Annotated in this window: 22 protein-coding genes and 1 riboswitch; of the genes, 17 read left to right on the top strand and 5 right to left on the bottom strand. The window is 47.3% G+C overall.

The genetic code is table 11. The features are described 5' to 3' along the window. Nucleotides 1-3: 3 nt before the first annotated feature. The 6 genes from IPP66_09650 to IPP66_09675 all read left to right on the top strand — a co-directional run bounded on the left by IPP66_09650 (nucleotide 4) and on the right by IPP66_09675 (nucleotide 13,286). On the top strand, nucleotides 4-4,797 hold the full coding sequence (locus IPP66_09650) for a GAF domain-containing protein (GenBank protein ID MBK9925542.1): 4,794 nt from the start codon (nucleotides 4-6) through the stop codon (nucleotides 4,795-4,797). Nucleotides 4,798-5,020: 223 nt separating this feature from the next. Beyond that, nucleotides 5,021-7,168, top strand: coding sequence for a PAS domain-containing protein (locus IPP66_09655; GenBank protein MBK9925543.1), 2,148 nt, complete (start codon nucleotides 5,021-5,023; stop codon nucleotides 7,166-7,168). Nucleotides 7,169-7,195: 27 nt separating this feature from the next. Next, the gene (locus tag IPP66_09660; GenBank protein MBK9925544.1) at nucleotides 7,196-10,753 is read left to right on the top strand and encodes a PAS domain S-box protein; all 3,558 of its coding nucleotides are present in this window, start codon (nucleotides 7,196-7,198) and stop codon (nucleotides 10,751-10,753) included. A 112-nt stretch (nucleotides 10,754-10,865) separates the two neighbouring features. Continuing rightward, a complete protein-coding gene (locus IPP66_09665) occupies nucleotides 10,866-11,771 on the top strand; it encodes a quinate 5-dehydrogenase (GenBank protein ID MBK9925545.1) in 906 nt (301 codons plus the stop codon). A gap of 82 nt (nucleotides 11,772-11,853) precedes the next feature. Continuing rightward, nucleotides 11,854-12,729, top strand: a complete 876-nt coding sequence (locus tag IPP66_09670; GenBank protein MBK9925546.1) for a nucleotidyltransferase family protein — start codon at nucleotides 11,854-11,856, stop codon at nucleotides 12,727-12,729. Further along, nucleotides 12,726-13,286, top strand: coding sequence for a phosphatase PAP2 family protein (locus IPP66_09675; protein ID MBK9925547.1), 561 nt, complete (start codon nucleotides 12,726-12,728; stop codon nucleotides 13,284-13,286). The genes IPP66_09670 and IPP66_09675 overlap by 4 nt, the downstream gene beginning before the upstream one ends. Nucleotides 13,287-13,333: 47 nt before the next feature. On the opposite strand, the gene IPP66_09680 is transcribed toward IPP66_09675, so the two are convergent. From IPP66_09680 to IPP66_09690, 3 genes are read right to left on the bottom strand one after another with little or no spacing between them, the layout of a single operon-like run. Then, complete coding sequence (locus IPP66_09680) at nucleotides 13,334-13,801, bottom strand: maleylpyruvate isomerase N-terminal domain-containing protein (protein MBK9925548.1); 468 nt, start codon at nucleotides 13,799-13,801, stop codon at nucleotides 13,334-13,336. Further along, nucleotides 13,798-14,397, bottom strand: coding sequence for an SDR family NAD(P)-dependent oxidoreductase (locus tag IPP66_09685; protein MBK9925549.1), 600 nt, complete (start codon nucleotides 14,395-14,397; stop codon nucleotides 13,798-13,800). The genes IPP66_09680 and IPP66_09685 overlap by 4 nt, the downstream gene beginning before the upstream one ends. Next, nucleotides 14,398-15,099, bottom strand: coding sequence for a hypothetical protein (locus IPP66_09690; GenBank protein MBK9925550.1), 702 nt, complete (start codon nucleotides 15,097-15,099; stop codon nucleotides 14,398-14,400). A gap of 88 nt (nucleotides 15,100-15,187) precedes the next feature. Beyond that, nucleotides 15,188-15,280, top strand: a riboswitch (cyclic di-GMP riboswitch). Between the two features lie 220 nt (nucleotides 15,281-15,500). On the opposite strand from IPP66_09690, the gene IPP66_09695 reads away from it, so the two are divergent. Continuing rightward, nucleotides 15,501-17,723: an immune inhibitor A gene (locus IPP66_09695; protein ID MBK9925551.1), complete on the top strand. Its 2,223-nt coding sequence runs from the start codon at nucleotides 15,501-15,503 to the stop codon at nucleotides 17,721-17,723. Between the two features lie 93 nt (nucleotides 17,724-17,816). On the opposite strand, the gene IPP66_09700 is transcribed toward IPP66_09695, so the two are convergent. After that, nucleotides 17,817-18,338, bottom strand: a complete 522-nt coding sequence (locus IPP66_09700) for a hypothetical protein (GenBank protein MBK9925552.1) — start codon at nucleotides 18,336-18,338, stop codon at nucleotides 17,817-17,819. A 177-nt stretch (nucleotides 18,339-18,515) separates the two neighbouring features. On the opposite strand from IPP66_09700, the gene IPP66_09705 reads away from it, so the two are divergent. Together IPP66_09705 and IPP66_09710 are read left to right on the top strand one after the other, a co-directional pair. After that, nucleotides 18,516-18,908: an Hsp20/alpha crystallin family protein gene (locus IPP66_09705; protein ID MBK9925553.1), complete on the top strand. Its 393-nt coding sequence runs from the start codon at nucleotides 18,516-18,518 to the stop codon at nucleotides 18,906-18,908. Nucleotides 18,909-19,016: 108 nt separating this feature from the next. Beyond that, entirely contained in the window at nucleotides 19,017-20,024 is a 1,008-nt protein-coding gene (locus IPP66_09710; GenBank protein ID MBK9925554.1) for a hypothetical protein, read from the top strand. A 43-nt stretch (nucleotides 20,025-20,067) separates the two neighbouring features. Here IPP66_09710 and IPP66_09715 read toward each other — a convergent pair whose 3' ends face one another. Then, the gene (locus IPP66_09715) at nucleotides 20,068-20,535 is read right to left on the bottom strand and encodes a response regulator (protein ID MBK9925555.1); all 468 of its coding nucleotides are present in this window, start codon (nucleotides 20,533-20,535) and stop codon (nucleotides 20,068-20,070) included. A 335-nt stretch (nucleotides 20,536-20,870) separates the two neighbouring features. Between IPP66_09715 and IPP66_09720 the strand changes: the two genes are divergently transcribed. The 8 genes from IPP66_09720 to IPP66_09755 all read left to right on the top strand — a co-directional run bounded on the left by IPP66_09720 (nucleotide 20,871) and on the right by IPP66_09755 (nucleotide 25,874). Then, nucleotides 20,871-21,449, top strand: coding sequence for a GNAT family N-acetyltransferase (locus IPP66_09720; protein ID MBK9925556.1), 579 nt, complete (start codon nucleotides 20,871-20,873; stop codon nucleotides 21,447-21,449). Nucleotides 21,450-21,499: 50 nt separating this feature from the next. Further along, nucleotides 21,500-22,069: a GNAT family N-acetyltransferase gene (locus IPP66_09725; GenBank protein MBK9925557.1), complete on the top strand. Its 570-nt coding sequence runs from the start codon at nucleotides 21,500-21,502 to the stop codon at nucleotides 22,067-22,069. Then, the gene (locus IPP66_09730) at nucleotides 22,066-22,638 is read left to right on the top strand and encodes a GNAT family N-acetyltransferase (protein MBK9925558.1); all 573 of its coding nucleotides are present in this window, start codon (nucleotides 22,066-22,068) and stop codon (nucleotides 22,636-22,638) included. The genes IPP66_09725 and IPP66_09730 overlap by 4 nt, the downstream gene beginning before the upstream one ends. Continuing rightward, nucleotides 22,616-23,116 carry a GNAT family N-acetyltransferase gene (locus tag IPP66_09735; GenBank protein MBK9925559.1) on the top strand — a complete coding sequence of 167 codons (501 nt, stop codon included), beginning with the start codon at nucleotides 22,616-22,618 and terminating at the stop codon, nucleotides 23,114-23,116. Before IPP66_09730 ends, IPP66_09735 begins: the two co-directional genes overlap by 23 nt. Further along, entirely contained in the window at nucleotides 23,101-23,616 is a 516-nt protein-coding gene (locus IPP66_09740) for a GNAT family N-acetyltransferase (GenBank protein MBK9925560.1), read from the top strand. The genes IPP66_09735 and IPP66_09740 overlap by 16 nt, the downstream gene beginning before the upstream one ends. 9 nt (nucleotides 23,617-23,625) lie before the next feature. Then, nucleotides 23,626-24,660: a GNAT family N-acetyltransferase gene (locus IPP66_09745; GenBank protein MBK9925561.1), complete on the top strand. Its 1,035-nt coding sequence runs from the start codon at nucleotides 23,626-23,628 to the stop codon at nucleotides 24,658-24,660. A gap of 88 nt (nucleotides 24,661-24,748) precedes the next feature. Further along, complete coding sequence (locus IPP66_09750) at nucleotides 24,749-25,153, top strand: hypothetical protein (GenBank protein ID MBK9925562.1); 405 nt, start codon at nucleotides 24,749-24,751, stop codon at nucleotides 25,151-25,153. A 124-nt stretch (nucleotides 25,154-25,277) separates the two neighbouring features. After that, nucleotides 25,278-25,874 (top strand): HAD family phosphatase, encoded by a 597-nt coding sequence (locus IPP66_09755; protein ID MBK9925563.1) that lies wholly within the window; start codon nucleotides 25,278-25,280, stop codon nucleotides 25,872-25,874. Nucleotides 25,875-25,906: the final 32 nt, after the last annotated feature.

Raw genomic sequence — 25,906 nt, forward strand, 5'->3', positions numbered from 1 at the left:
TCTGTGAAAACATTTAATCCTTTTGAAGGCTTTCGAATAACCAAAATACAAACTCGTTTGGTTTGGTATTACATTGTCTTCGCAGTTTTTACTGTGGCACTGGTCACCTATCTGACCTATACTCAGGCGGCCCGGTCGCTTCGCCTTACTTTGGAAGATAAACTAAGTACGATCGCTACCTTGAAAGAAGGCACCCTCAACCAATGGGTGGACGATCAACAGGGAACAGCGATCTTTCTAGCAAGCCTTCCGGAGTTACGCAGACTTGCCGGTATCATGTTAGATCCTGATGTCCCCCCGCAAAATCAGATGTCGGCCCGTGACGAATTGACGGCGCTTGTTACATTGATCGCCCAGCGAGCATCGGACTATAAGGATATCCAGATACTTGACATGAAGGGGAGCATCGTCGTCTCAGTTTCTCCTGGATATCTTGGAGCATCACAAGCAGATCAACTCTTTTTTATAGAGGGCCAAAAAAAGAATTTTGTTCAGAGCTTTTATGAATCTGAACTGTTCGGAAATACAACTCTTACTGTTTCTACACCACTGTTTAATGCAGATAATAAAAGGGTCGGTGTCTTAGCTTTGCATTTCAACATGAAGCGGATCGACGCAATCATTCGCGAGGGCCAAGAACTGGATGGAGATATTCAAAGTTATCTTATTGGCCCGAACGGTCAGATCATTACAGATGATCCCATTATTCTTTCAGGTACACCAATCTTTAAATCGTTCGCAATCGACGCCGCATTGGCTGGGAATAATGGTGTTGCTGAGTATGTTAACCATAACAGCGTGCCGGTTATCGGCAGATATCAATGGATTGGAAAAAGAAATGCAGCTTTTATTATTGAGATCAATGAACGAACTGCGCTTTGGCCTGCGCGTCGCCTCGCAGTGAATGTTGCATTGATCGGACTTCTCTTTTCGATTGGCCTTGTGATCGTTGTAGTCTTCATGGCCCGCCGCATAACCGCTCCTTTGCGGGCCCTTACCCGAACTGTGACCAACATCTCAGAAGGAAATTTGGACGCTTCAGCTCCGGTTCTTTCTAACGATGAAGTTGGTACGCTTGCCCGGGCCTTTAACTCCATGACGGAAAAGCTTCGCCAAACCATGTCTGGGCTGGAATCGGAATTACGTGAACGAAAACAAGCTGAAAGTGCCATGCGCGATAGTGAGGAGAAATTTCGCACCGTTTTTGAATCCAGTCCCATCGCCATTTGTGTCACTGCTATGGAGGATGGGCGCATATTGGATGCCAATTATGCCTTTTGGGATTTGACAGGCCTTACGTCAGAAAAAGCTATTGGCAAGAAAGCTGAAGAACTAAGACTCTGGGACGCCCGCGAAAAACGAGACCAGTTTATAGAGAACTTAAAGCAAAAAGGCTCACTTTATAACTCTGATGACACGATGTTCGATCAGGATGGCAACAAGAAGCACACCATCAGTTTTTTCCGTTCTGTAAAACTTGGTGGTGAAGAACGCGTCATCTCCATGTTCTATGACATGAGCACCCAAAAGCAGACCATGCAGGCACTGCAACAAAGTGAGGCACGGGTCCGTGCCCTGCTTGAAGCCGTGCCAGATATGATCGTCGAATTGTCGCTGGATGGGTTGGTGACTAGCATGATCCCTCCCAAAGGTATGGAGCAAGCCATGCCAGCAGGAGATTTTGTAGGGAAGCAGGTATATGAAATTTTTACAGAGTCTGTAGCTTCGCAAACTCTGTTTGCAGTGGAACGGGCCATACAGACCAATCAGATGAATGTTTTTGAGTTTGAAGTGACCATGGGCGCTACGAAACGGATAATGGAAGCACGTGTGGTGGCGAATACATCAGACACTGCCCTTATGATGGTCCGCGATATTACCCAACGCAAGTGGATCGAAACAGAACGTGAAGAACTTATCAGCCAATTGGAAGCCAAGAACAGGGAATCGGAAACTCTGCGTGAAAGTTTGACCAGTATTGTTACCACTTTCGACCTGAACATCGTCATGGAACGCGTCCTTGACCAGATCAAACTTGTGATCCCCTACGATACAGCTTCCGTTTGGCGTTTAGATGGTGAATTGCAAATAGCGATCACGACTCGTAATCTCCCGCCTGAGATCCCCATTGATACTCTTAAGTTCAGAATCGATCTGGATAACTCGTCACGACCGCTCGTCTATGAAGAAAAAGCTTTTGTATTGAATAACAATGTTCAGGATGAGTTGCCTGATTTCAAAGGGGTGCATTCCTACATCAATTCCTGGCTGGCGGTTCCTTTAAAGACCAGAGGTAGAGTAATTGGTCTGATTGCTCTGGATGGGAGACGAAAAGATCAATTCACTCAACATCATGCAGAGTTGGCGATAACATTTGCAGACCAAATGGCGGTCGCGTTGGAGAATGCGAATCTGTTTAACAGTCTTCAATCTGAGTTGGAACAACGACTTAAGTTGATCGATGAATTGAAAGCCATCAATGCTGAAGCCGAGACCATGCGTGAAAGTTTGGCGACCATTGTTGGCACTTTTGAATTTTCTGAGATCGTCGAAGAAATGCTTGATCAGATTCATCGTGTGATTCCTTACGACAGCGCTTCGGTCTGGCGCGTGGATGGCAAAATTCAAAGGTTTATGGCTGGGCGGAATCTTTCCGCAGACTTATTGAAAACTGTTTTGGAGTTTCCCATAGACGAACGGAATCAATCCACGCCTTTGATTACCGGTGAAAAGCCTTATATCATCAGTCAAGATGCGCAAAATGAACTGACTCAGTTGCGGGAGGAACGGTTTAACTATATAAACTCCTGGTTGGGGTTACCTCTCAAAGCACGAGGAAGGGTCATTGGTGTAATTGCTTTGGATGGCAGGCAAAAGTATCAATTCAACGAACACCATGTTGAGTTGGCAGTGGCTTTCGCTAATCAAGTTGCCATTGCGTTGGAAAATGCAGACCTGTTCTCCAATCTACAGACCGAATTGGCAGAACGCAAAGATTTGATAGAGCAACTCGAACGGAAGAACGCTGAGGCCGAGACTCTGCGTGAAAGCACTTCCATCGTTGTCGCTACATTGGATATTCCCCAAACTGTCCAACGCATTCTGGAGCAGATCAAACGTGTGGTGCAATATGACAGTGCCTCAGTTTGGTTGTATGAGGGCGATGATGCGGTTATGTTAGGGTCCAATGGTTTGCCGCCGGGTGTAGGGCTGGTTGGGAGATTCCCCATCAGTGAAAAAGAACCCGATTATGCATTCTTCGATGATCGGACAAAATACATCTTGCTCCATGATGTACAGGATCAATATTCCGTATTTCGTATCCCGCCTCAAAATTATATTCATGGTTGGTTGGCAGTTCCACTGCGCGCGCGTGGGAAGTTGCGTGGGTTTATATCCATGGATAGCCGCCAGCCTGGAAAATTTACTGAACATGATGCAGAGATCGCCTTTACATTTGCTGAGCAGGTTTCCATTGCTATAGAAAATGCGCGTTTATTTTCCAACCTTCAAACTGAACTGGATGAACGCCAGAAATTGATTGTTGAGCTGGAACTAAGAAACATAGAGTCTGAAACATTACGTGAAAGTACAGCTATTGTTGCCGCTTCATCCCTTGATATTAAAGAGACTGTTCAGCTTGTTCTTGAGCAACTTAGGCGTGTTGTTCAATATGATGCCGCCTCGGTTTGGCTGTATCACGGTGAAAAAGCAGTTATTGTAGGCTCGTATGGTTTACCTCATAATGTAAACCCGTCGGGTGAATATGTACGCAGTACAGATGCACCGGATCACCTCTTCTGGCAGAATGAGGAAAACCCTCCATCCTATAAGATCTTTGAAGATGTGGGAGAACACTACCCCATCTTCCGTGCCTATCCGCTCGACTATGTCCATGGTTGGTTGGGAGTTTCTTTGCGAGCACGCGACAAGCTACTCGGATACATTGCTCTCGACAGTCGTACTCGCGGAAAATTTACTGAACATGATGGTGAGATGGCTGTTTCATTGGCCAAACAAGTTTCGATTGCCTTGGAAACAGCGCGCCTCTTTTCGGACCTTCAAACTGAGTTGGCCACCCGCAAAGAGCTTATCACCGAATTGGAAACCAAAAACGCAGAGCTCGAACGTTTTACTTATACTGTTTCACATGATCTAAAATCACCTCTGTTTACCATCCGTGGATTCCTTGGCTATCTTGAAAGCGATGCTTTGAGCGGTAATCATGAGCGGCTTAAGAACGATGTGAAACGCATCGTGGATGCCACTGATAAAATGCAAAACCTGCTGAATGACCTGCTTGAATTGTCACGTGTTGGTCGCGTGGGGAACGAACTGGAAGTTATTCGGTTTGGAGACCTCGTGCATGAAGCAATTGAAATTGTGCATGGGCGCATTGCCGAACGTGGTATTGATGTTCACATTGCAGATAACCTTCCGATGGTTTATGGGGATAAAGTACGTTTAATTGAGGTAGTGCAAAACCTGGTGGATAATGCCGCTAAATTTATGGGCGATCAACCTGAACCGCATATTGAGATTGGGCAGATGGGGGAGGAGAACGGTAACCCTGTTTTTTATATTCGTGATAATGGTATTGGTATAGCACCGGAGCATCATGAACGTGTATTCGGTCTTTTCAACAAATTGGACGTAAAAGCCGATGGTACAGGGATCGGGCTTGCCCTTGTGAGACGGATCATTGAAGTTCACGGTGGCAGGATTTGGGTTGAAAGCGAAATAGGAAAGGGGGCTGTATTCTGTTTTACGTTACCCACTCCGCCTCATCAAACGTAGTTAGTGCTAGTCAGTAAGGAAACATAATTAACTGTTCACCATGCATGTGGATTATGTGGGCAGGATATTCGCTTGAAGTTTTGAAAAAAGCTATCGGATGCCGAAAGGCAGGTTTGGGTCCAGAAAGAAGCGAGATGCCTCTCAAATTTTATAGTTGTTGTTCGAGTGCATCCTCTTAATTGTTTTAAGTGATGTGGAAATGGTAGGCAACATGCGTAAATTTATGGACACGATAAAACGAAAAAACGAGTCACAGATTCGAGCGTCTGACCCGCTTGAAATCATGATGGAGGCTGAACAACGCCGCCTGTTCCTGCGTTATATCACTTATGGTTGGCTTATATTCGGCGTTATGGCACTGGCCGTTTTGCCATTCTTCCCCGAACAGCGTGTTGAACTTAGTTACCTTGTTATTGTTATATTTCCTACATGCCTGATAACTCACTTGCTGAATAGGCTAGAGAGAGCACAGTTGGCCGGGATCGTTTTTACGATCATGGTTGATGTTTCTTTTTATGGCCTTTTCCTGGTGCTTGCAAGGACAATGGGGGTTGAAAAGGTATTCGATACTCAGGTTTCGGTGTGGATGTTAATGGGGTTGGCAATTCCTTTTGCCGGTGCATTTATTCACCGGCGAGCTTCTTTAATTTTTGCCCTCATTAATACGGTTCTATTTATTACAACACATCTTGTTCTTGCGCCATCTGCGAATCCACGTCTTGGTACTATTGTATTTTGGTGGATGTTGGCTTTTGTGATTTTTCTCTATGAACGGACTCTTAACATGGCACTTACGCGTGTGCTGGATGAATTGGCCACGCGTAAGCAGATAGAAACCGCTTTGCGGACGAGTGAAGCACAATATCGATCTCTGGTTGAAAAGATCCCTGGTGCGGTCATGTTACATTTCGTAGCTCAACCTCGTAAGGTTGTGTATGTTAGCCCTGGGGTTGAAGACTTGTTGGGGTATACCGTCGATGAATGGATGAACGACAAGGTGACTTGGAAAAAAGTGATTCACCCGTTGGATACTGAACGCATTCTAGATGAAGATGTTCATAAAAAAACAAGGAACGATTTTTTCAAGGCTGAATATCGCATGTTACGCAAGGACGGTTCTTGGATATGGGTGAGTGAGCATTCATCCATGATTACGAACAGCGCTGGACAGCCGTTGTATTGGCAGTGTCTGTACCTCAACATCACCGAACGGAAAGAGGCCGAAAACGAATTGTTGAATAATGTGAGCAGGCTTCGTCTGGCAACACGGCTTGCACGTTTGGGTGTTTGGGATTGGGAGATCGCTACTGATAAGACATCCTGGCATGGTGAGATGTTCAATATCTATGGTGTGAAGCCTGATGAGTTTACGGGTAAATGGAGTGATTACATTCAATTCACACGAGAAGATTACCGTCAACGACAAAACGATGGCATTACTGCTGTGTCTAACAATAGCCTTACACTAGAGCAAATACAGAAAGATTATGTTGTTCCATTTAACCCAATAGAACTTTGTATTGTTCGACCTGACAACACAGAGGTGTACACTCTTGGCGAAGCAATAGCAGTTGCTGATGAACAAGGTCTGCCTGCACGAATGATCGGCGTTACTATTGATATCACTGAGCGTAAACGATCTGAACAGGAGCGGGAAAAGCTGATCGCCGAATTAACTTCTAAAAACGCAGAACTGGAGCGTTTTGTTTATACCGTATCACATGATCTTAAGTCGCCTCTTGTCACCATTAGGGGATTCATGGGTTATCTCGAGCAAGATGCTACAAGCGGGAATATGGAACGATTGAAACACGACTTGTTGCGTATCTCCTCGGCGGTGGAGAAAATGCAGGCACTCTTGAATAGTCTGCTTGAACTTTCTCGCATTGGCCGTTTTGTCAATCCGTCCCAACTTGTTCCGTTTGAAGAATTGGCGCGTGAAGCAGTATCTCTGGTAGATGCACGTGCCCGTGAAGGCGGTATTACTATAAAGATATTACCCGACCCATCCACACCAGTTATTTATGGTGATAAGTCTCGCCTTATTGAGGTTTTGCAAAATTTGCTTGAGAACGCTGTGAAGTATATGGGCGGCCAATCCGAGCCTTGGATCGAGGTCGGTCAACGCGGTATGGAGACAGAACACGGCAATCCAATTTTTTATGTTTGGGATAATGGCATGGGCATTGCTCCTGAATATCATGAAAGGGTTTTTGGTTTGTTCAATAAATTGGATGCGCGCAGTGAAGGGACCGGTATTGGCCTGACGCTCGTGAGGCGGATCCTTGAGTTTCATGGATGCAAGATATGGGTTGAGAGTGAGGTGGGTAAGGGGGCTAGATTCTGCTTTACGTTACCGCGCTCCCCGTGAGAAATAATGATGAATTGGAATAATGATATGAAACATATGATACAGGCTGTTGCAAGTTGGATCAAACAGCCAGACTTTGATGATCCTGACAAAAATCTTTCGGCTTTATATCTCCAAGTGATGTCATTGATCGCTGCGTTGATTATGGCGATCATATTTGTGATGTATATTGTTTATGGGGATACCACTTTTAGTGTGTTCCATGCTGGGGCTGTTTTGGTATATGTCCTGGTGGTTGTTCTGATCCGCAATAAAAGATTGCAACTTGCATCGAATATTTTTGTCTTTGCCATTCTGATTTTGTTGACCTTTGGAATATTGGCGGCAGGCAGTATTCATGCCAGTATGGCGTTGGTTTTCCCCATTCTGCTCGTATATGCCAGCCTGTTATTGAGTAGGAAGGGGTATATCTGGTATGGCATCTTGTGTGTATCCAATATCGCACTCATTATTTATGCCGAGAACCAGAAACTCATCCCTCCATATGTGGCGGACCCTCCCGAGTTGCCTTTGTTCTTATCCTATGCATTGTTACTGGTTGCCGTTGGGGTAATCATTCGGTTTATTACGGAGAATTTGCAAAACAATTTACGTAAAGTCCGTCAATATGCGGATGAGCTCTCGGTACAAAAGTCTATGCTTGACCGGGTGGGACAGGCAGTGATCGCGTGTAGGAAGGATAATACGATCATCTATTGGAATCAGGCTGCTACAGACTTATATGGTTGGCAGGCGGCGGAGGTGCTTGGTCGTTCTTATTTTGATGTGCTCCCTGTGCAATTACCGATCGATGTAGGAGCGATCCGTGATACGTTACGTGAAGGGAATATCTGGTCGGGTGAGATTATGGTTCAGAAGCGCTCTCAAGATTGGGTGCGCATACTGGGTACACTTTCTCCGCTTCATGACCGGAATGGAGTGACTACAGGTTGGATCGGTGTAGCCGCAGATTTGACGACGCGTGAGCGTGTTGAATTTGAATTGCGGCAACGTGAAGCTGTGTTGGAAGTTGTAGCAGATGTTGCGGGTCTGTTCTTGAACAACCCGAATTGGCGAGACAATATCAATATTATGCTTGAACGTTTGGGGAGAACGATCCATGCGACACATGTGTATTTATTTGAACAGTATCCATGGTTGAACGGGGATAATGTATCTTCAGTGCGTTATGAATGGACGGCTCCTGGCTATTCCAGTGAGCCACATAAGACAGAGTTCCATGATGCGGCGTTTCAAAAAGAAGGGCTTAATGAATATACTCGTACATTGTTAAGTGGAGGGCCTTTCTGGGGCAATACATCTTCTTTCACTTCGGCAGAGCGTGAATTCTTTTCAGGGCAGGGGATCAAAGCTATTGTTGAGATGCCGCTCTTTGTGAATGGTCTGTGGTGGGGCACGATCGGATTTGATGATTATGAACGGGAGCGTAATTGGAACAATGCAGAATTGGATGCGCTCAAGATCTTGGCTGGAATTTTAGTCGGGGCCATTCAGCGTCAGAACGCTGAATCAGCTGTTCGTGAGTCTGAACGGATCTATCGTCAGTCAATTGAAGCGGCGGATGCGGTCCCGTATTATCAGGATTACGATAGCAATAGCTATTTGTTTATCGGTGAAGGTATTTATCAATTGACAGGGTATCGTTCGGAGGAGATAAAGCCAGAGGTGTGGCTCAATATCGTTGAGGAAACGATCATGTTGGGCGATGCGATGGGTATAGAGGCGAGCGAGGCCGTCCAGTTGGTGCGAAATGGGAAGTTGAAATCGTGGCAATGCGATCAGAAAATACGAACGCGTGATGGCAAAGTCCGCTGGCTGACTGACCGTTCCATTGAGATCATTGGGAGTAACGGTATTCCACGCGGTTCCATTGGTATGTTGCAGGATATTACCGAAAGAAAACTGATCGAGGATGGGTTTCGGCAACGCGAGACGTTTCTTGAAGCAATGGCGTTTTCTGCTGAACAGTTCATCAAATCGTCAAATTGGCGTGGGAATATCAATGTTGTTTTGGAAAGACTGGGTAGAGCATTGGGCGTTACGCACTCGTATCTTTTCGAAAAACGAAGTGACGAGGTTGGCAGGTCTGTTATGACCATGAGTTATGAGTGGACGGCAGCGGGCTTCTCTTCAGATCTGAATAACCCGCTTTTTCAAAATTATGAGTTGCCACACCCCAGTCTGAAACGATTTCGTGAAACACTAGAACGCGGTGAGCCTTTGATTGCAAGTCCATCTGTTGTTACAGAAGATGAAAAAAATTATCTGGCATCCATCGGTGTTAAATCCCTGCTTGAAATGCGGATTGTGGTGAATGGCGAGCAGTGGGGCACGATCGGGTTCGATGATATGGTGAATGAGCGGGAATGGACTGTGGTTGAAGTGGATGTTATCAGAGTGGCCGCGAACGTTTTGGGGGCCGCCATCAAGCGACAAATCGATGAGGAGATGTTGCAAAGTGAATTGTCTGAACGCAAGCGGGCGGAACAGGCATTGCTCTTTTCAGAGAAAAAGTTTTTCCAAGTATTCCACACTACACCGGTCTTGATGACGCTTGAAGATGCGGATGAAAATTTTGTAGAGGTCAACGACGCTTTTGTGAAAGCCTTGGGGTATACCAGAGATAAACTCATTGGGCATCATCCAGCAGAATTCGATCTCATTCCTTTGCCTGATGACAAGCAAAAGGCGCAGAAAAATATGAGAGAGAAGGGAGGCTTTAGAGATCTTGAAATTCGTGTTCGCCGTAAATCTGGCGAGCTGTTCACTACTCTCATGTCTGTTGAGCGCCTCCATTTAGACAATACGCTTTACATTTTGACATCGGCCCTTGATATTAGCGAACGCCAACAGTCTGAGGCTGAACGTGAAAAACTCATTGCCGAATTGGAGTCGAAAAATAAGGAGTTGGAGCAATTTACTTACACAGTCTCTCATGATCTCAAGTCCCCGCTCGTTACGATCACTGGTTTTCTTGGTTACCTTGAACAGGACGTTGCGTCGGGCAACATTGTGCGACTGAGAAAAGATATGCAACGTATTCATGAAGCTGTTCTGAAAATGCAAAGATTGCTCAATGAACTCCTTGAACTTTCTCGCATTGGACGTATGATGAATCCGCCTCAGAAAGTATCGTTTGATGAACTTGTAAATGAAGCTGCGGAAATCGTCCGTGGGCGACTTGATGAAAGAAATGTCACGCTTCATACTCACCCGAACCTGCCCAGTGTATATGGAGATCGTCCACGTCTGGTAGAGGTTCTACAAAACCTGATCGATAATGCGGCAAAGTACATGGGCGATCAACCCTTTCCTCATATTGAGATCGGTCAGCGTGGAGTTGATGCCGAGCATGAGTATCCCATTTTCTACGTGCAGGATAACGGCATTGGCATTCTCCCTGAATATCATGACCGTATATTTGGTCTCTTCAATAAATTGAACGCCACCAGCGAAGGCACGGGAGTGGGCCTTGCCCTCGTAAAGAGGATTGTCGAGATTCATGGAGGAAGGATCTGGGTTGAAAGTGAATTGGAGAAGGGATCTACATTCCTTTTCACGCTTCCCACCGGACCTTCAGATTGATTCCGTTATATAAAATGCCCACGGCCACAAATTGCGCTTCCTGCTTTTGAAAAAGCGCAATTTGTGACTGCACTGGGTATAATAGCTCTATCGTATCTTTAGGAGAGCTCTCATGAAAAAGGCCGTCAGCATTAGTATTGGTTCATCAAAACGCAACAAAGCTGTGGAAGTAACTTTGTTGGGTGAAAAAGTGAGCATCGAACGTATTGGCACAGACGGTGATATGGAAGCCGCCGCCTTGAAATACAAAGAACTCGACGGCAAAGTGGATGCATTTGGTGTGGGCGGCGGGGACCTGAGCATGGTGATCGACGGGAAAAAATATGAGTTTCATTCCGTAAAGCCGATGGTGCGCTTCATCAAGAAAACCCCGGTAGTGGATGGTTCTGGCCTGCGAAACACGCTTGAAAAGAAAGCCGCGCCATTTGTTATGGAAAAGCTTGGTGATTACATCAATGCGAATGGCAAGACAGCCATGGTGATGACGGGCTCTGATCGTTGGGGGCTCACGAGTTCCTTTCTAGACGCGGGGTTTAAGTGTACCTTTGGCGATATGTTGTTTTCATTGGATATTCCGATTCCATTGCATACTGCCAAGCAGATCAAATTTGTAGCTTCACTGTTATTACCTATCGCTTTGCGCCTGCCCTTTGATTGGATTTACCCGACCGGTGAGAAACAGGAAGAACGTAGACCTAAGTATCCTCAATATTTCAAAGATGTCACAGTGGTTGCCGGTGACTGTCATTACATCAAACGTTATATGCCCGATGATATGAAAGGCAAGATTGTCGTTACCAACACGACAACCCCTGAAGATGTGGAATTGTTCAGAAAATGCGGCGTCAAATATCTCGTCACGACCACGCCTGTATTGGAAGGTCGTTCTTTTGGCACGAACATGATGGAAGCCGCCTTGGTCGCTATCTCTGGTAAGAACCGTCCGTTGACGTGGGACGAATACAATGAACTGCTTGCAAAGCTCGGTTTCGAACCGCAGTTGCAGGAACTAAACTAATTTACGATTTTTGATGGACGATTTACGATTGGCGAATAACCCAAACTTGTAAATCTGAAATCGCAAATCACCAGGAGAATTTATGGATGCAGTTGTACTTGCGGGTGGAATACCCCAGCCTGAAGACCCACTTTACAGTTATTCCCGAGGCGATTCGAAGGCGCTGATCGATGTGGCAGGTAAGCCCATGATCCAGTGGGTTCTTGATGCATTGGGCGACGCGAAACACGTTGACAATGTCATTGTGACCGGCCTTTCACCCAAGGTGGGGCTTACATGCAAGAAGCCCATACACTTTATCTCCAATCAGGGACGTATGCTTGGCAATATTGTGGCAGGCATCGGTAAATCTTTGCAATTGGATAAAAAGAGCAAGTACGTGCTTGTCGTTTCTGCTGATATTCCTGCTCTCAAACCCGAAATGGTGGATTGGCTTGTAGAAACAACAATGCAAACCAAGGACGACATCTATTATGGCGTTTGCACACGTGAAGTTATGGAAGGGCGTTACCCTGGTTCCAAACGTACGTACACAAAATTAAAGGGCATCGAACTCTGTGGCGCTGACATCAACGTTACACACGTCCGCATGGCTACAGAACACCTTGATCTGTGGGAGTCGTTGATCGGCAATCGCAAGAGTCCGCTCAGGCAGGCGAGCCTCATTGGGTTGGGAACTTTGCTACAGGTCGCCACGCGCAGTATTACCTTGGAAGACCTCGTCACAAAAGTCTGTGATCGCATAGGCATTAAGGGACGCGCCATCATCTGGTCGCATGCCGAAGCCTGTATGGACGTGGACAAGCCTCATCAATTGGAACTTTTACGTGAGGATATCGCGAAGTTACAACCCGCACCGCTTGCAAAACCAAAGGCTACAACAAAGAAACCTGCGGCTAAAAAAGCCGCGCCTGCAAAAACAAAAACCACATCGAAAGTAGCACCTAAAAAGAAATGAACCTGCGTCCTATTCTTGAATTGGATGCACGACTCTCAAACAAAATGCGCGTGGCTGAAAAGCCAGGCGCATTGCGTTCCATTGCGGCATTCTTCGCGCATTCCGGTGACTCATGGTTTTGGGCCATCGGTCTCTTTTCATTATGGGCGAGCGGCGATGCGTTTTGGAAGAAGTGGGCTGTCGTGCAATTTGTCGGCATCAGCGTACTGGCAGTTTTGGTGATGGGAACCAAATTCCTCGTGCGGAGGAAGCGTCCAGAAGGCGAGTGGGGAGGTATTTATCGGAGCACCGATCCACATTCGTTCCCATCCGGTCATGCGGCACGATCCTTCTTTATCGCATTTATTGCTTTAGGGTTGGGCCCTGCCGGTTTGGCAGTAGCTTTGTTGATCTGGGCCCCGCTTGTTGCACTGGCACGCGTTGCCATGGGCGTGCATTATGTTTCGGATATTGTTGCCGGTGCTGTGTTTGGCATCGCGATTGCGTGGATCGGTCTGCAAATTTACGAGCCTTTGTTTCATTGGGTTTTCACCCTAATTGGCTTTCCCCTTTGGTAGCTCCATTACGTGTTACAAGCTGTGCGTGTGCTTGTAACACGTAACTTTTATTCCCCTTTCTTTACGATCTTCAAATGCTCCTCGATGTGGGCGAGATCGCGTTCGATCCATGTTTGCAGTGTAAAACCACTTCCCAGTGTGACATGACGTGATGTTCGTGACCAAGCCTCCGCTGGCAATCGGCCCAAAGTTATGAGCAATGATTCCACACTGGCAACGAACCCATCCAAAAGTTGTTTGAGCGGTTTGTTTGCATCATAATGCTCCGCCATATAGGCATCACCGTCAAAATTCTGGAATTCCGGGTCTTCATCCTCAGCAGTTCTTTGCGCGCGAAACCTGTATACCAGCATGTGAACATCACGTGTGTGTGTAGCGATCTGGTGAACGTTCCAACCGCCCTCATCAAGTGGCGCTTGGAGATCTTTTACAGCCAGACATGCATCGCGAAATTCTTTCGTCGCAGAAAGCAATCTGTTCATTAAGTGCCTGCGGTATTCATTCAACTCTTTCATTTTTCCTCCAACAGCGCAAAGACCCGTTCAACAACCCCATCTCCTGTCTCTACTGCATACACTTGAATGCCATGCGGATTTAATTCACGCGCCGCTTGACGGGTGAATCCAACCAGACCATTCATACTGGCGACAAAAGCCGCTTCATTCTTGACTGGATCTTGATTCAGCGTAAGGAGATTGATCATCACCCCTGAGCTTTGTTTTCTCATTAACCGTCCCACAGTTTGCGTCATCAAAAACACGCCGGTCATATTTACATCCAATACACGATGCCAATCCCATTCATCCATTTCCAACAATCCAACATGCGGTTCGACCGATGCATGGTTGATTAGGATATCAACGCGGCCAAAGTCATCCTCTACCTGCATGATGAGATTCTGTGCTCCCACCTTCTTGGCGACGTCTTCGACATAGGCCTTGGCATGACCGCCTGATTGATTGATCTCATCGACAACTTCTTCCACATTGATCGGTGAAATGTCATTGGCCGCAATGATCGCGCCATGTTTTGCCAATGCCTGGGCAAGCAGGCGTCCACTTCCTTTGCCAGCCCCGGTGATGAGTACAACTTTATCTTTGATATTGTTCATTTATTTACACAAGGGAACTTGGTCGCGGTTTTCGTATCCATTCAACGGTAATCCCAAATAAGGTGAAGGGTCAATGGTGTTCTTGATATCTAGTTCGTTTTTGAATTGCCCGTTACCATCATCTTCCACAATGGAGAAATGCAGATGGAGGCCGACAGGGTTACTTGGATCGCCAGAGTAATCACCTTGATAGCCAAGAAGGGTTCCCGCCTCGATATATTTTTCCGAGGTGCCGGGCGGGAAATCTTCAGAGATAAAGGAATCTCCATTCTTGTCTGCCATGTGAGTGTAATAGAGCCATATCTGGCGGCCGGGTTTTAGCGGGTCTTCGGGCACACGCACAATGACTGATGATTTCCAGTCTGGCAGGCGAGTGAGATACCCTGGGTAGGCAGAAATTACACGCGTGATGTTGACATCTGTCCCTGCGAAAACATCTATTCCTTGATGGGTGTGAAGTCGTCCCATGGAGTCACCCCAAAGAAAGCCGACAAATCCATCGGTGGGGAAGAGGAAAGGCGCAGATCCGCATTGGGTACCGGCGACCAGTTTCCAGTCCGGATGAGAGGCGGGGTTATTCATCCATGTGCGAAAAGAGAGCATACGTCCCGCATTGGGGCTGTACCAGTAGTAAATGCCCGCACCGATTGTGGCTAGGATAGCCACCACAACGATAGAAAGTGTGAGAAAGCGTTTGGACATAGGGCACGATTATACCGCTGTAACTTTTTCAGAACGAATGCCCCGTTTGACTTCTTGCCTTTTAATGCAAACTAATATATTATTAATATTGTCGTAAAGGCAAACCCGTCGTGAGGCGGGGACGCAAAGTCATGGATCTGCCAGTTGGTGCGTACAAGTGACAGACCGCCAGACCGCCGAATTTTTTGTTCGGCGGCTTTTTGTTTAATAAAGGAGGTGGCGAGTTTTAAGTACAGAAACTTTTGAGCAAGTAGTGTCTACGTAAGCCTAAACTAGTTAAGAGGAGAAAATAGTTTATGAAAGCAAAATCGTTTAGTATTCTTTTGATTGTAGCGATTTTAATTATCGCAATTGTCCCTGTTGCTGGCGCTGCACCTACACCGCCTCCATCACCGGATCCAATGTTTGCTTCCGATGTTGATAATGCGGCTCATCCGCTCGGAACTGTTCAGTTGGCACAGAGACTTCAGGGTGTGAATGCCAAACTTCAAGGAAAGGTAGATCATCATGATGGGCCTTATGAAGCTTATCGTGATCGCTATGTGGAGTTGGAACGCGAAGGTGAAGATACCATCTGGACCATTATTGGAGAGTTTGGAACCCAAATTCATCCATCATATGGAGGTGTAGCTGGCCCCCTTCATAATCAAATTCCACAACCCAACCGTGCAGTAGATAATACAACCATATGGACTTCGAATTTTAATAAGGCCTATTATGAGAATATGCTTTTCTCAGAGGCTCCTGGAGCTGTCTCGATGCGCAATTACTACATCGAGCAATCATCGAACCGCTATACAGTTAATGGCGAAGTAACTGATTGGGTACAGGTCCCTTATAATGCATCTCGATATGGCTCAAATTACTGCGGATCTATTGTTTGTGCAACAACATGGCTGTTTGTTCGTGATTCAGCAGCGGTCTGGTATAACGCGCAAATCGCGGCCGGTAAGACTCCCGCAGAGATCGATGCATATCTGAGTCGATTTGATGTTTGGGATCGCTATGATTACGATGCCGATGGTGATTTCAATGAACCCGATGGTTACATCGACCACTTCCAGGCAGTTCATGCCGGTGAAGGCGAAGAGACCGGTGGTGGTTCACTAGGTGAAGACGCCATTTGGAGTCATCGCTGGTATGCTTACTACAATAACATTGGCCTCACTGGTCCGGGCTTCAACCCGCTTGGTGGTGTCCAGGTTGGTGGTTCCAGCTATTGGATCGGCGATTACACAGTTGAACCTGAGAATGGTGGTGTAGGTGTATTTGCACACGAGTTTGGCCACGATCTCGGTTTACCGGATCTTTACGATACTTCTGGCAACACTGGTGGCGCCGAAAACTCAGTTGGGTTCTGGTCTCTATATGCTAGCGGTTCTTATGGTAGCACCGGAAAACCGCAAGACGGTATCGGTTCAAAGCCGGTCCACATGAGTGCTTACGAGAAGATCTTCCTAGGTTGGTCAAATTACAAGCTTGTGGATTGGGCATCCGAACCCAAGAAAAAGACAAATGTAAAACTTGGTGTTTCTGAATTCAATACCAATGATCCTCAAATGTTGGTTGTGGCGTTGCCCGACAAGCAAGTTGATTTCCCTGTCGGTGATCCATACTCTGGCGACTTCTTCTATTTCTCAGGTTCTGGAAATGATCTTGTCAACAGCATGTCCCGCTCAGTAACCTTGCCCGCTGATGCGGCATCTTTCTCAGCCAAGGTCCGTTATGATATTGAATTAGACTGGGATTATGCCTACCTGACTGTTAACGGGACCCCGGTTAATACGAACCTGTCAACTTCTGATGATCCGAATGGCCAAAACTTTGGTGAAGGTATCACCGGCGCGTCAGCTGATTGGGTGGATCTGACTGCAGATCTTACAGCGTTTGCAGGTCAAACAGTAGATATCGGTTTCCTCTATTGGACAGACAGCGCAGTTGCTAACCCTGGTATCTTCGTTGATGATATTAGCATCTCTGGTCAGCCACTTGACGATGCAGAGACCGATGCAGGCTGGACCTATGTTGGCTTCATCCGCACAGGTAGCACGGTGACCCAATCATTCCCCAACTACTATGTTGCAGAGTATCGCAAGTATGTTGGATATGACAAATCACTTAAGACTGGTCCTTACAACTTCGGCTTCCTGGATAATCCAAACCTGCAAAATTGGGTAGAACATTACCCGTATGATGACGGTTTGTTGATTTGGTACCTGGATTATTCCTTCCCGGATAATAATGTTGGTGATAATTGTGCTTCCGGGCGTTGTGGTGGACTCTTCCTGCCGATCGACGCGCATTCTGATTTGATGATCCGTCCGGATAACGGGCAGGCATGGCGTCCGCGTGTTCAAGCCTACGATTCAACTTTCAGCGTTGATCGAACTCCAAAGATCTGTTTGAACGCCAATAGCATCAAGAAGTGTTATGGTGGTTTGCTAGGTAACTCACTCTTTGATGATACGATCAGCTACTGGAATCCGCCCAACCCGGCCATTGGTCACTATGGCTGGTCAAGCGTACCTCTGCCTGCATTCGGTGTCGAAATTCGCATCTTGAGCGAGTTCGATGGCTGGATCTGGGTTAAAGTTGGTCCGTCAACGTTCAATACAAAGAAGTAAGTAAGAATAAGCTGGTGAATATCAGCTGAATGTAAGTAAAGCTCCCCGCAAGTATTTCTGCGGGGAGCTTTTTTTGACAGCCAATTTGCTAGCTTAATTAATGGGTACGCCGATCTGAGGGGTAGGGTTGGTTAACCCTGGAAGGGGCGGGTTGGCGTTGTCCGGGCTTGGGTCGGGGCAATAGATAACCTGTCCGTTGGTTCCGGCGTGATACACATATTCAACATTCTCCGCTTTTAGCCAGATGCGATAACCTGGAATTTTCATTTGTGTATACGCTTTACCGGGGCTTGGACATCCCATTGATGAGTCGGGCCAAACAATTTCTGAAGTTTTTATTATTTCGATCTGGTCTGTAGATGTATTAAGAAGTTTTGCAAGGTCTAGTTGGGCAATGTCAATAAACTTGTTGACCGATACATTTGATGTGTCAGGATATGTCTGTGATGTAGGGGCCTGCAAAGGGTCTTCAGTAGGTGCAAGCGTTTCTGTAGGTGAGAGGGGGTTATTATCACTGGGGGATGAGTTCTCATTGCCCCCACCAGTTTGGTTCGTTTCGCAACTTGCCAAAACGATTGCAAATAGGACAAGCAACGAAATCCATGGGGTCTTCATAACGCAATCTCCTTTTGAATATTGGGGAACTTTCACCATATTCAATTTTACTTATTAGACGATTACTGCTCTAGAAAGTTCCCCGATTTCTTATAAATTTTCTATCTTTTTCTGCCGTTTTGTTTATACCTCAACTGTATCATATACCCAATCAATCAACAATAAAGGAGATAAAACATGACCTTCTATCTACAAACTTACCCGTATCAGAGACCGTATCGCCGTGTGGCCCGTAGTTGGGCTGGTAACGATCAGCGCGCCCTTGGTGTGAACGTCCGTGAAGAGGACGAAGCTTACATCCTTTCGGCGCTCGTGCCTAGCCTCACTGCCGATGACTTGAATATTCAGGTGCTGGATGATGTTGTCCGCATTGAAGGTGAGTACAAGCAGGATGAGAATCAGTACCTGATGCAGGAACTGCCTCACGGCTCTTTTTCGCGGACCTTGCGCCTGCCAGCCGCCATCGAAGCGGACGCTGTCGAGGCGAAGATCGCAGAAGGCGTATTAACGCTGACACTGCCAAAGGCAGTATCGGCCCGGCCGAAGAAGATTCAGATCAAAGTTAAGTAAGAAGCGATGTTTTAGAATCGACCAGCAATTTTGCTGGTCGATTCTTGGTTTAAGCCCATACTCAATCCACGTGTATAATTCATCCATTCTTAGTTTTGGAGAGTTCCTGTGCGTCTTAAATTGATCATTCTTTTGGTTGTGACCGGGTTGTTGTTGAGCGCGTGTGGTGCAACTGAAACACCATCTGTTACTGCAACCCCTGTGCCGACCGATACACCTGTGCCGCTCCCAACTCTGACAGCTACTCCGACGATTCCGCTTGCGATCCTCGTGGTACCTGCCGATATGGATGCGGAAGTTTCGAACTTATACCAAAAGACAGTATATGATCTGGCACAATCTGCTGGAATGAGGTTTCAGGTGCGCAACTCTCTGGCAGCTGCCGATCTTGAACCAGGCCTACGGATCGTGATCGCGCTTTTGGCTGACCCCGGCATAGCGGCTTTGGCCGCGACCGCACCGAATGTGCAGTTCCTTGCGATCAACATACAGGGCATAACCGCCGGGGGAAATGTCAGTGTTTTGGGGAGTAGTACACAGACAGAGATCGCTGGGTTTTTGGCAGGGTATACGGCCGCCATGGTCACAGACGATTATCGTGTCGGTATGCTTATGCCAAGGGATGATGCTGATGCGATCCGTGCATTCAATGCGTATGCAAACGGCATGAAATTTTATTGTGGTTTTTGCCGTCCATTCTATTATTTCAATTGGACATTTCCTCAATATCTCGATATCGGCGCCGATGAAGATAAGGCTAATTATCACGCGTATGCCGATATTTTGATCATGCAATACAAAGTACGGACGATCTTTATCCATCCGGGTATTTATACTCAGGACCTTGTGAATTACATTGGCACAACTGGCGTATCTATGATCGGGACGGTGAGCCCTGAGCAGCGGCCCGGAGGATGGATCATGACGATCCAGCCGGACACCATCAAAGCGATCCAAACTGCTTGGCCTCAATTGGTTGCAGGACAGGGCGGAGTAACGGTTCAATCTCCCCTTGGGCTGGGTGACGTGGACCCGCTCCTTCTCTCCCCCGGAAAACAAAGACTCGTGCAGAAGACATTGGATGATCTACAAGCAGGTTATATCAACCCGCAGTAGATTTATCAGGTCCACTCTTTTTGAAAAAAATAAGCCGCCCATCCTAGGATGGGCGGCTTGTGGATTGCCGGGGGCTTTTGGGAATACGGTAGGGTTGAGTTGGGCGGTCATGACGTTTTCCGTGCCCAAGCCATGCCATGGCTTTTACGATCAATACGGCTGGGTTGACAGGCTTGAAAAGACATTCATCTGCGCCCGCCTTATTTGCTTCGAGTACATCTTCCACTGAATTTGCAGATGCAATCAAAATGATGGGGCCGCGGCTTGCGGTACGCAATTCCTTCAAGAGGAAATTACGTTTATCTTTTGAAAGTTTCATATCAACCAACATCAAGGATGGCCCTACGAGGCGCGCGGTTTGCAGGGTGTTGGCAACATTCGATTCAGAAAGAACAATGCAGTTCCTTTGCTGAAAGAGGGTTTCCAAAGCAGAGATATTTTCTGGGTGATCGGAAGCGATCAGCACCGTATGGAGGGGGATCGTGTCAACATCTGTGTTCCAGGTAGCCATAGGGATAAACCTTTCTGCTGTTAATTACTTGACGTGATACAAACCTGCGTGTTACACTCGAAACATACAAATCTGCAAAGAAAGGAGGCGCACGACCAATGGCAATGAACACCAACAAACTCACTATGAAATCATTCCGTTCTCAAGACGGTGGTGGTTTTGTTCCTTATCGTAGTGCGCCTGCTCATCGTTAATTTACACGAAGTCATGTAGTTAACAGCCGCGGTGCACTCGCCCGCGGCTGTTTTATTTTCTTTTCTATTCAGCCATGGGCAAACGCCTGTGGCTGTTTTTGTTTATAACGCCCCTATAGTATTTGAAAGAGGAGAGATGCCATGTTCGATATACAGACTCAATTGTTCGAAGGTCAGGATGTTCGTTTGGGCCCAATGGATTATGAAAAAGACCCGGAGATCGAATCGAAATGGACGCATGATTCAGATTTTATGCGTATGTATTCGGTTGAGCCTGCGCGTCCCATGTCGGCGGCGATGGTGAAGAAGCAGTATGAGAAACTCGAAAAAGAAATGGAAGAGGATAAGAATGTCTACCATTTTGCCATCCGTGCCAGGACCGATGATCGTTTGATCGGTAAGGCAACCGTGCAATGGATCGAATGGTCCAATGGGAATGCTCACATCCATTTGGGGATCGGTGCGGCGGATGATCGGCGCAAGGGATATGGTTCACAGGCATTGCAAATGTTGCTCCGTTTTGCATTTGCCGAGTTGAATTTGTTTCGTGTGACAGCGCGCGTCCCTGAATACAACGAAGGTGTGATCGCACTTTTAAAGAAGTTCGGCTTTGTCGAAGAGGTGCGTAGGCGTCAGGCGCTCGAACGGGATGGGCGTTGTTGGGATCTGTTCGTTTTCGGCTTGTTGAAAGATGAATGGCTGAATCAGCCTCGGGCTTAAGAGTGAAGCGTTCTGAAGTCGGAGATGGATTCAAAAGGAGAAGGAAGGAAATGAAAGACTTATTTCGCGGAGAGTTAGTCCGTTTTGTAGCGGAAGAACCGGCGACACGTGCCAAAGCGGAAGTTGGTTGGCAACGTGATTCGGAATTCCATAGGCTTGCGGACGATACTCCCCCTATGCTTATATCCGAGACTAAATTAAGGGAATGGGTTGAGAAACAGATGGAAAAAGGTTTTCAACCCAAACGATATTTCTTCTCGATCCATACATTGGATGATGATAAGCACATCGGCTTTCTGTCCATGTGGGTAGATCTGGTCCACAGTGAAGGGTGGGTGGGCCTCGGCATTGGTGATCGTGAGTTTTGGGGCAAGGGTTATGGCACCGATATGATGAGACTTTGCCTGCAATATGCCTTTACCGAGTTGAACCTTCGTCGCATGTCGCTGGGCTTGCTGGAATATAACCCGCGTGCATTGCGTTCGTATGAGAAAGCAGGGTTCTATCTTGAAGGTCGAACCCGAAGCGATATCTGCCGTGATGGTAAACGATATGATTCGCTTTGGATGGGAGTCTTGCGGGATGATTGGTTGCAAATGCAAAATGGAGAAATCTCATGAATGATATTTTGCAAGGCAAGCTTGTTCGATTGAGCGCGATGGATGCTGATGAGGTAGGCAAAGCCTTTTCCCGCTGGAGTCGTGATTCAGAGTTTATACGCCTTTTCAATAGTGACGCGGCGCGTATGACATCTACAACAAAGGAGAAAAAATGGATCGAAAAGGAATTGGAAGAGCAGTCTGCCAGCCTTTACTGGTTTAGTATCCGTAAATTGGATGACAACATACTGCTCGGCGATATTGACCTGTATGTACACAACTGGTCAGCGCGCGATACATTCGTCGCGATTGGTATTGGTGAACGCGATTTCTGGGATAAGGGATATGGCACAGATGCGATGAACGTGATTTTGCGTTATGCCTTTACCGAGATCAACATGAAACGTGTATCGCTTGGCGTATTTGAATACAACCCACGTGCTATCCGTTCTTATGAAAAGACGGGCTTTCGCCACGAAGGCCGCATACGTGGATTACTCAATAGAGAAGGAAAGCGTTGGGATATGCTCTCGATGAGCATCCTGCGCGAAGAATGGATGGAACAACATGACAACAAAACTACAAACTAAAGACGCGGTTCTGGATCCAACGATCAGCCTGCGTTTTGCTCAATGGGCCGACCTCTCCGCTGTGACTCAACTTGTCTACGATGTGTGCGAAGCGGATGGTGACACCACAGTCGCAGTGACCGAGGAAGAGATGAAGCTCGAATGGCAGACGCCTGGCTTCAACATTGAAACAGATGGCATTGTCGCTGTCACAAGTGATGGACGCATCGTCGGTTTCGAAGAGTTCGGAAATGAATACGAACATTCCAAGCTCCGCACGGACGGATACGTTCACCCACAATTCAAAGGATTGGGCATTGCCACCTCGATGATGAAGTTGATCGAGGAGCGGGCACGCAAGGAAATTGCGCTCGCTGAACCAGATGTCCGCGTGTATTTGCACAGTACATTGGATAATCATGATGAAAGCGGCAAGAGCGTCCATGAAAGTTGTGGATTTGCCCCATTCGGTATCACTGGCGCATGCATATTGATCTGACGACTCCTCCGCCTGTTGTTGTTTTTCCCGATGGCATCGAATTACGTCCTTTTGTGCGAGAGGAACATTCTCTTGCAGTATTGGCCGCACAGAATGAAGCCTTCCGCGATCATTGGGGAAGCCATGACATGACGCTTGAACAATTGGAATTGCGCAAATTTGCCCGCGAGGATTTTGACCCGTCGCTGTGGATGATCGCTTGGGATGGCGATCAGGTCGCGGGCTTCTCGCAAAATCGGTATCGCATGGGAATTGGCTGGATCGGCACATTGGGCGTTCGTCGTCCGTGGCGTAAAAAGGGATTGGGGTACTCGTTGCTGGTCCATTCCTTTGGCGAGTTCTACAAACGTGGCACAAAGACAATTGGTCTCGGTGTTGATGCGTCTAATCCCACCGGGGCAACACGTCTATATCAAAAGGCGGGTATGCATGCCGCCAGTGAGTTTGTGACCTATGAAAAAGAGTTGCGCCCCGGGCGCGACTCTAATGAGCATGAATAGGAGAATCAAATGAACGTATCTTTGCAAGAACAATTGAAAGTTTCACTTCCCGAAGGTTTCACTGTTCGTGGGGCAAAATTGGAAGATGTGGAACCCGCCCTCGTGTTGTTCAACCGTTGGTCGCGGTCAGTCATTCATGAAGATGAGATCACAGACGCAGATGCGATTCGCACGGAATGGAAATCGCCTGGGTTCGACCCGATGGAAGACATTCGTTTGGTGTTCGCACCGAACGGAGAGATGGTCGGTTACATCGAAGTGTGGACAACCGCCAACCCGCCTGTCCATCCGTGGACTTGGGGGCGTGTACATCCCGATTATGAAAACAAAGGCATCGGTACATGGCTCCTCACATGGGCAGAAGAACGCGCTAAAAGAGTCATAACTAACCTTCCCGCTGATCTACGCTTTGCGCCTCGTGTCGGTATCTATCAGCAGGCAGATACATCACAAAAGTTGTTCGTAGGAATGGGCTTTCAGCGCATCCGCAGTTCATATACCATGCGCATCAACATGGAAACCCCTCCTCCGGCACCACAATGGCCGAATGGCATTACTTTGCGTACGTTCAACCCCGAAACGGATATGGTCTCCGTCTACCGTGTTGTGGATGAAGCGTTCAGTGACCACTTTGGCCATATTGACACACCCTTTGAAGAAGGGCTGGAGCGTTTCAAACATTTCTCAACGGGAGACGAAAATTTCGACCCCACGCTCTGGTTCCTTGCCATGGATGGCGATGAGATTGCAGGGATCAGCCTATGCCGCAAAAATGCGTTTGACAACCCAAATGTTGGATGGGTAAACACACTGGGTGTGCTGCGCCCGTGGCGCAAACAAGGACTTGGCCTTGCGTTGCTTCGTCACTCATTTGGTGAGTTGTATCGGCGCGGGCAACGCATGGTTGGCCTCGGCGTCGATGCCGAAAACCTGACCGGTGCACTGCGCCTCTATGAAAGTGCAGGCATGCATGTCCATTTGGCATTCGACCTTTTTGAAAAGGAACTCAGACCCGGCAAAGAAATCAGTGTACAATCACTTTAACGAATATGACCTTTTGCAGAAACCTTTACGTCACTTTTTCAAAGGCTCTTCTGCAAAAGGTCAATAACACAATATCAAGGAGTTCCACATGAACCTTCGTTGTTCTTTTTGCCAAACCCCCTACACCATCGGACGCGTTGAAAAACTGGATGCATTGCAACACATGGATACCAACAAGCTGACCCACTACGATGCGCATTGTCCACGTTGCCGCAAAGCTACGCCGGTGTTACGCCAAAAACTGGAGATGACTTTCCCCAACTGGCGCGATGCCCTAAAGGAACTGGAACAGGAAATGAGCGCCAACCCGCAAGCGGAGGCGCCTCTTCCCAAGCCGGAAGCTGATCCTGTTTCTGAAACCGAGTCCAAGCCTGAGCATCATAGAACACGGGCTGGTAAAGCCGCAAAAGAAGAAGAGAAGCCAACGGCGAAACCAAAAACTGCCGCCAAACCCAAAGCGACCACTGCCAAGGCAACAAAGAAGAGCAAGTAACCCAATCCCAAAGGGATGGCATGTTTTGTACTAAAGCCATGACATCCCTTCGGCGTTCTAAATGGAATTGATAAAGATCTACGACCATTGCACTTCTTCGGAGTTGTAACGAGGCAACAAACATATGAGCATAAAGGCAGTTATCTTCGATCTGGGAGGGGTGATCCTTCGTACCGAATATCAGGCGCCGCGTCAGCATCTCGCGGAGCGATTGGGCATGGAATATGATGAACTCGTCAAGATCGTCTTTGACAGCCCAACGGCGAAACAGGCAACTGTTGGCGAGGTGACTACCCCCGCGCACTGGCTGTCCGTGATGAAGCGTTTGAAACAACCTGCTTCGGAGGCCGAGAAGATCCGCGAGGAATTCTTTGCAGGCGATGTGCTTGATCGTCAATTACTAGACTTCTTGCGTTCATTGCGAAGTACGCATAAAACCTGCCTGATCTCCAATGCATGGGATGATTTGCGAGAATACATTCTCAAAGAGAAGTTCGAGGATGCTTTCGACCATATGGTCATTTCGGCGGAGGTCAAGGTGGCGAAACCGTCAGCGAAGATCTACCAGATTGCGCTGGACCAGCTCAAAGTGAGTCCGAACGAAGCGGTTTTTGTCGATGATTTTTACGAAAATATCGAAGCTTGTGAATCACTCGGCATCAAGGGAATCCATTTCAAAAATCCCGAAGACGCCCTACGACAACTCAAAGCCTTACTCTAACGGCAAACATCCTGCGCGGGCATTCCCCGCAA

Source organism: Candidatus Defluviilinea proxima (genome assembly GCA_016721115.1).
Taxonomy (GTDB): Bacteria; Chloroflexota; Anaerolineae; order Anaerolineales; family Villigracilaceae; genus Defluviilinea; species Defluviilinea proxima.

Excerpts from the sequence above, each read along its gene's own strand:
- IPP66_09670 (MBK9925546.1), top strand. The coding sequence starts at position 11,854 with ATGGATGCAGTTGTACTTGCGGGTGGAATACCCCAGCCTGAAGACCCA.
- IPP66_09655 (MBK9925543.1), top strand. The coding sequence starts at position 5,021 with ATGGACACGATAAAACGAAAAAACGAGTCACAGATTCGAGCGTCTGAC.
- IPP66_09735 (MBK9925559.1), top strand. The coding sequence starts at position 22,616 with ATGACAACAAAACTACAAACTAAAGACGCGGTTCTGGATCCAACGATC.
- IPP66_09685 (MBK9925549.1), bottom strand. The coding sequence starts at position 14,397 with ATGAACAATATCAAAGATAAAGTTGTACTCATCACCGGGGCTGGCAAA.
- IPP66_09705 (MBK9925553.1), top strand. The coding sequence starts at position 18,516 with ATGACCTTCTATCTACAAACTTACCCGTATCAGAGACCGTATCGCCGT.
- IPP66_09695 (MBK9925551.1), top strand. The coding sequence starts at position 15,501 with ATGTTTGCTTCCGATGTTGATAATGCGGCTCATCCGCTCGGAACTGTT.
- IPP66_09675 (MBK9925547.1), top strand. The coding sequence starts at position 12,726 with ATGAACCTGCGTCCTATTCTTGAATTGGATGCACGACTCTCAAACAAA.
- IPP66_09665 (MBK9925545.1), top strand. The coding sequence starts at position 10,866 with ATGAAAAAGGCCGTCAGCATTAGTATTGGTTCATCAAAACGCAACAAA.
- IPP66_09745 (MBK9925561.1), top strand. The coding sequence starts at position 23,626 with ATGAACGTATCTTTGCAAGAACAATTGAAAGTTTCACTTCCCGAAGGT.
- IPP66_09725 (MBK9925557.1), top strand. The coding sequence starts at position 21,500 with ATGAAAGACTTATTTCGCGGAGAGTTAGTCCGTTTTGTAGCGGAAGAA.
- IPP66_09730 (MBK9925558.1), top strand. The coding sequence starts at position 22,066 with ATGAATGATATTTTGCAAGGCAAGCTTGTTCGATTGAGCGCGATGGAT.
- IPP66_09720 (MBK9925556.1), top strand. The coding sequence starts at position 20,871 with ATGTTCGATATACAGACTCAATTGTTCGAAGGTCAGGATGTTCGTTTG.
- IPP66_09740 (MBK9925560.1), top strand. The coding sequence starts at position 23,101 with ATGCATATTGATCTGACGACTCCTCCGCCTGTTGTTGTTTTTCCCGAT.
- IPP66_09755 (MBK9925563.1), top strand. The coding sequence starts at position 25,278 with ATGAGCATAAAGGCAGTTATCTTCGATCTGGGAGGGGTGATCCTTCGT.
- IPP66_09750 (MBK9925562.1), top strand. The coding sequence starts at position 24,749 with ATGAACCTTCGTTGTTCTTTTTGCCAAACCCCCTACACCATCGGACGC.
- IPP66_09690 (MBK9925550.1), bottom strand. The coding sequence starts at position 15,099 with ATGTCCAAACGCTTTCTCACACTTTCTATCGTTGTGGTGGCTATCCTA.
- IPP66_09700 (MBK9925552.1), bottom strand. The coding sequence starts at position 18,338 with ATGAAGACCCCATGGATTTCGTTGCTTGTCCTATTTGCAATCGTTTTG.
- IPP66_09660 (MBK9925544.1), top strand. The coding sequence starts at position 7,196 with ATGAAACATATGATACAGGCTGTTGCAAGTTGGATCAAACAGCCAGAC.
- IPP66_09680 (MBK9925548.1), bottom strand. The coding sequence starts at position 13,801 with ATGAAAGAGTTGAATGAATACCGCAGGCACTTAATGAACAGATTGCTT.
- IPP66_09715 (MBK9925555.1), bottom strand. The coding sequence starts at position 20,535 with ATGGCTACCTGGAACACAGATGTTGACACGATCCCCCTCCATACGGTG.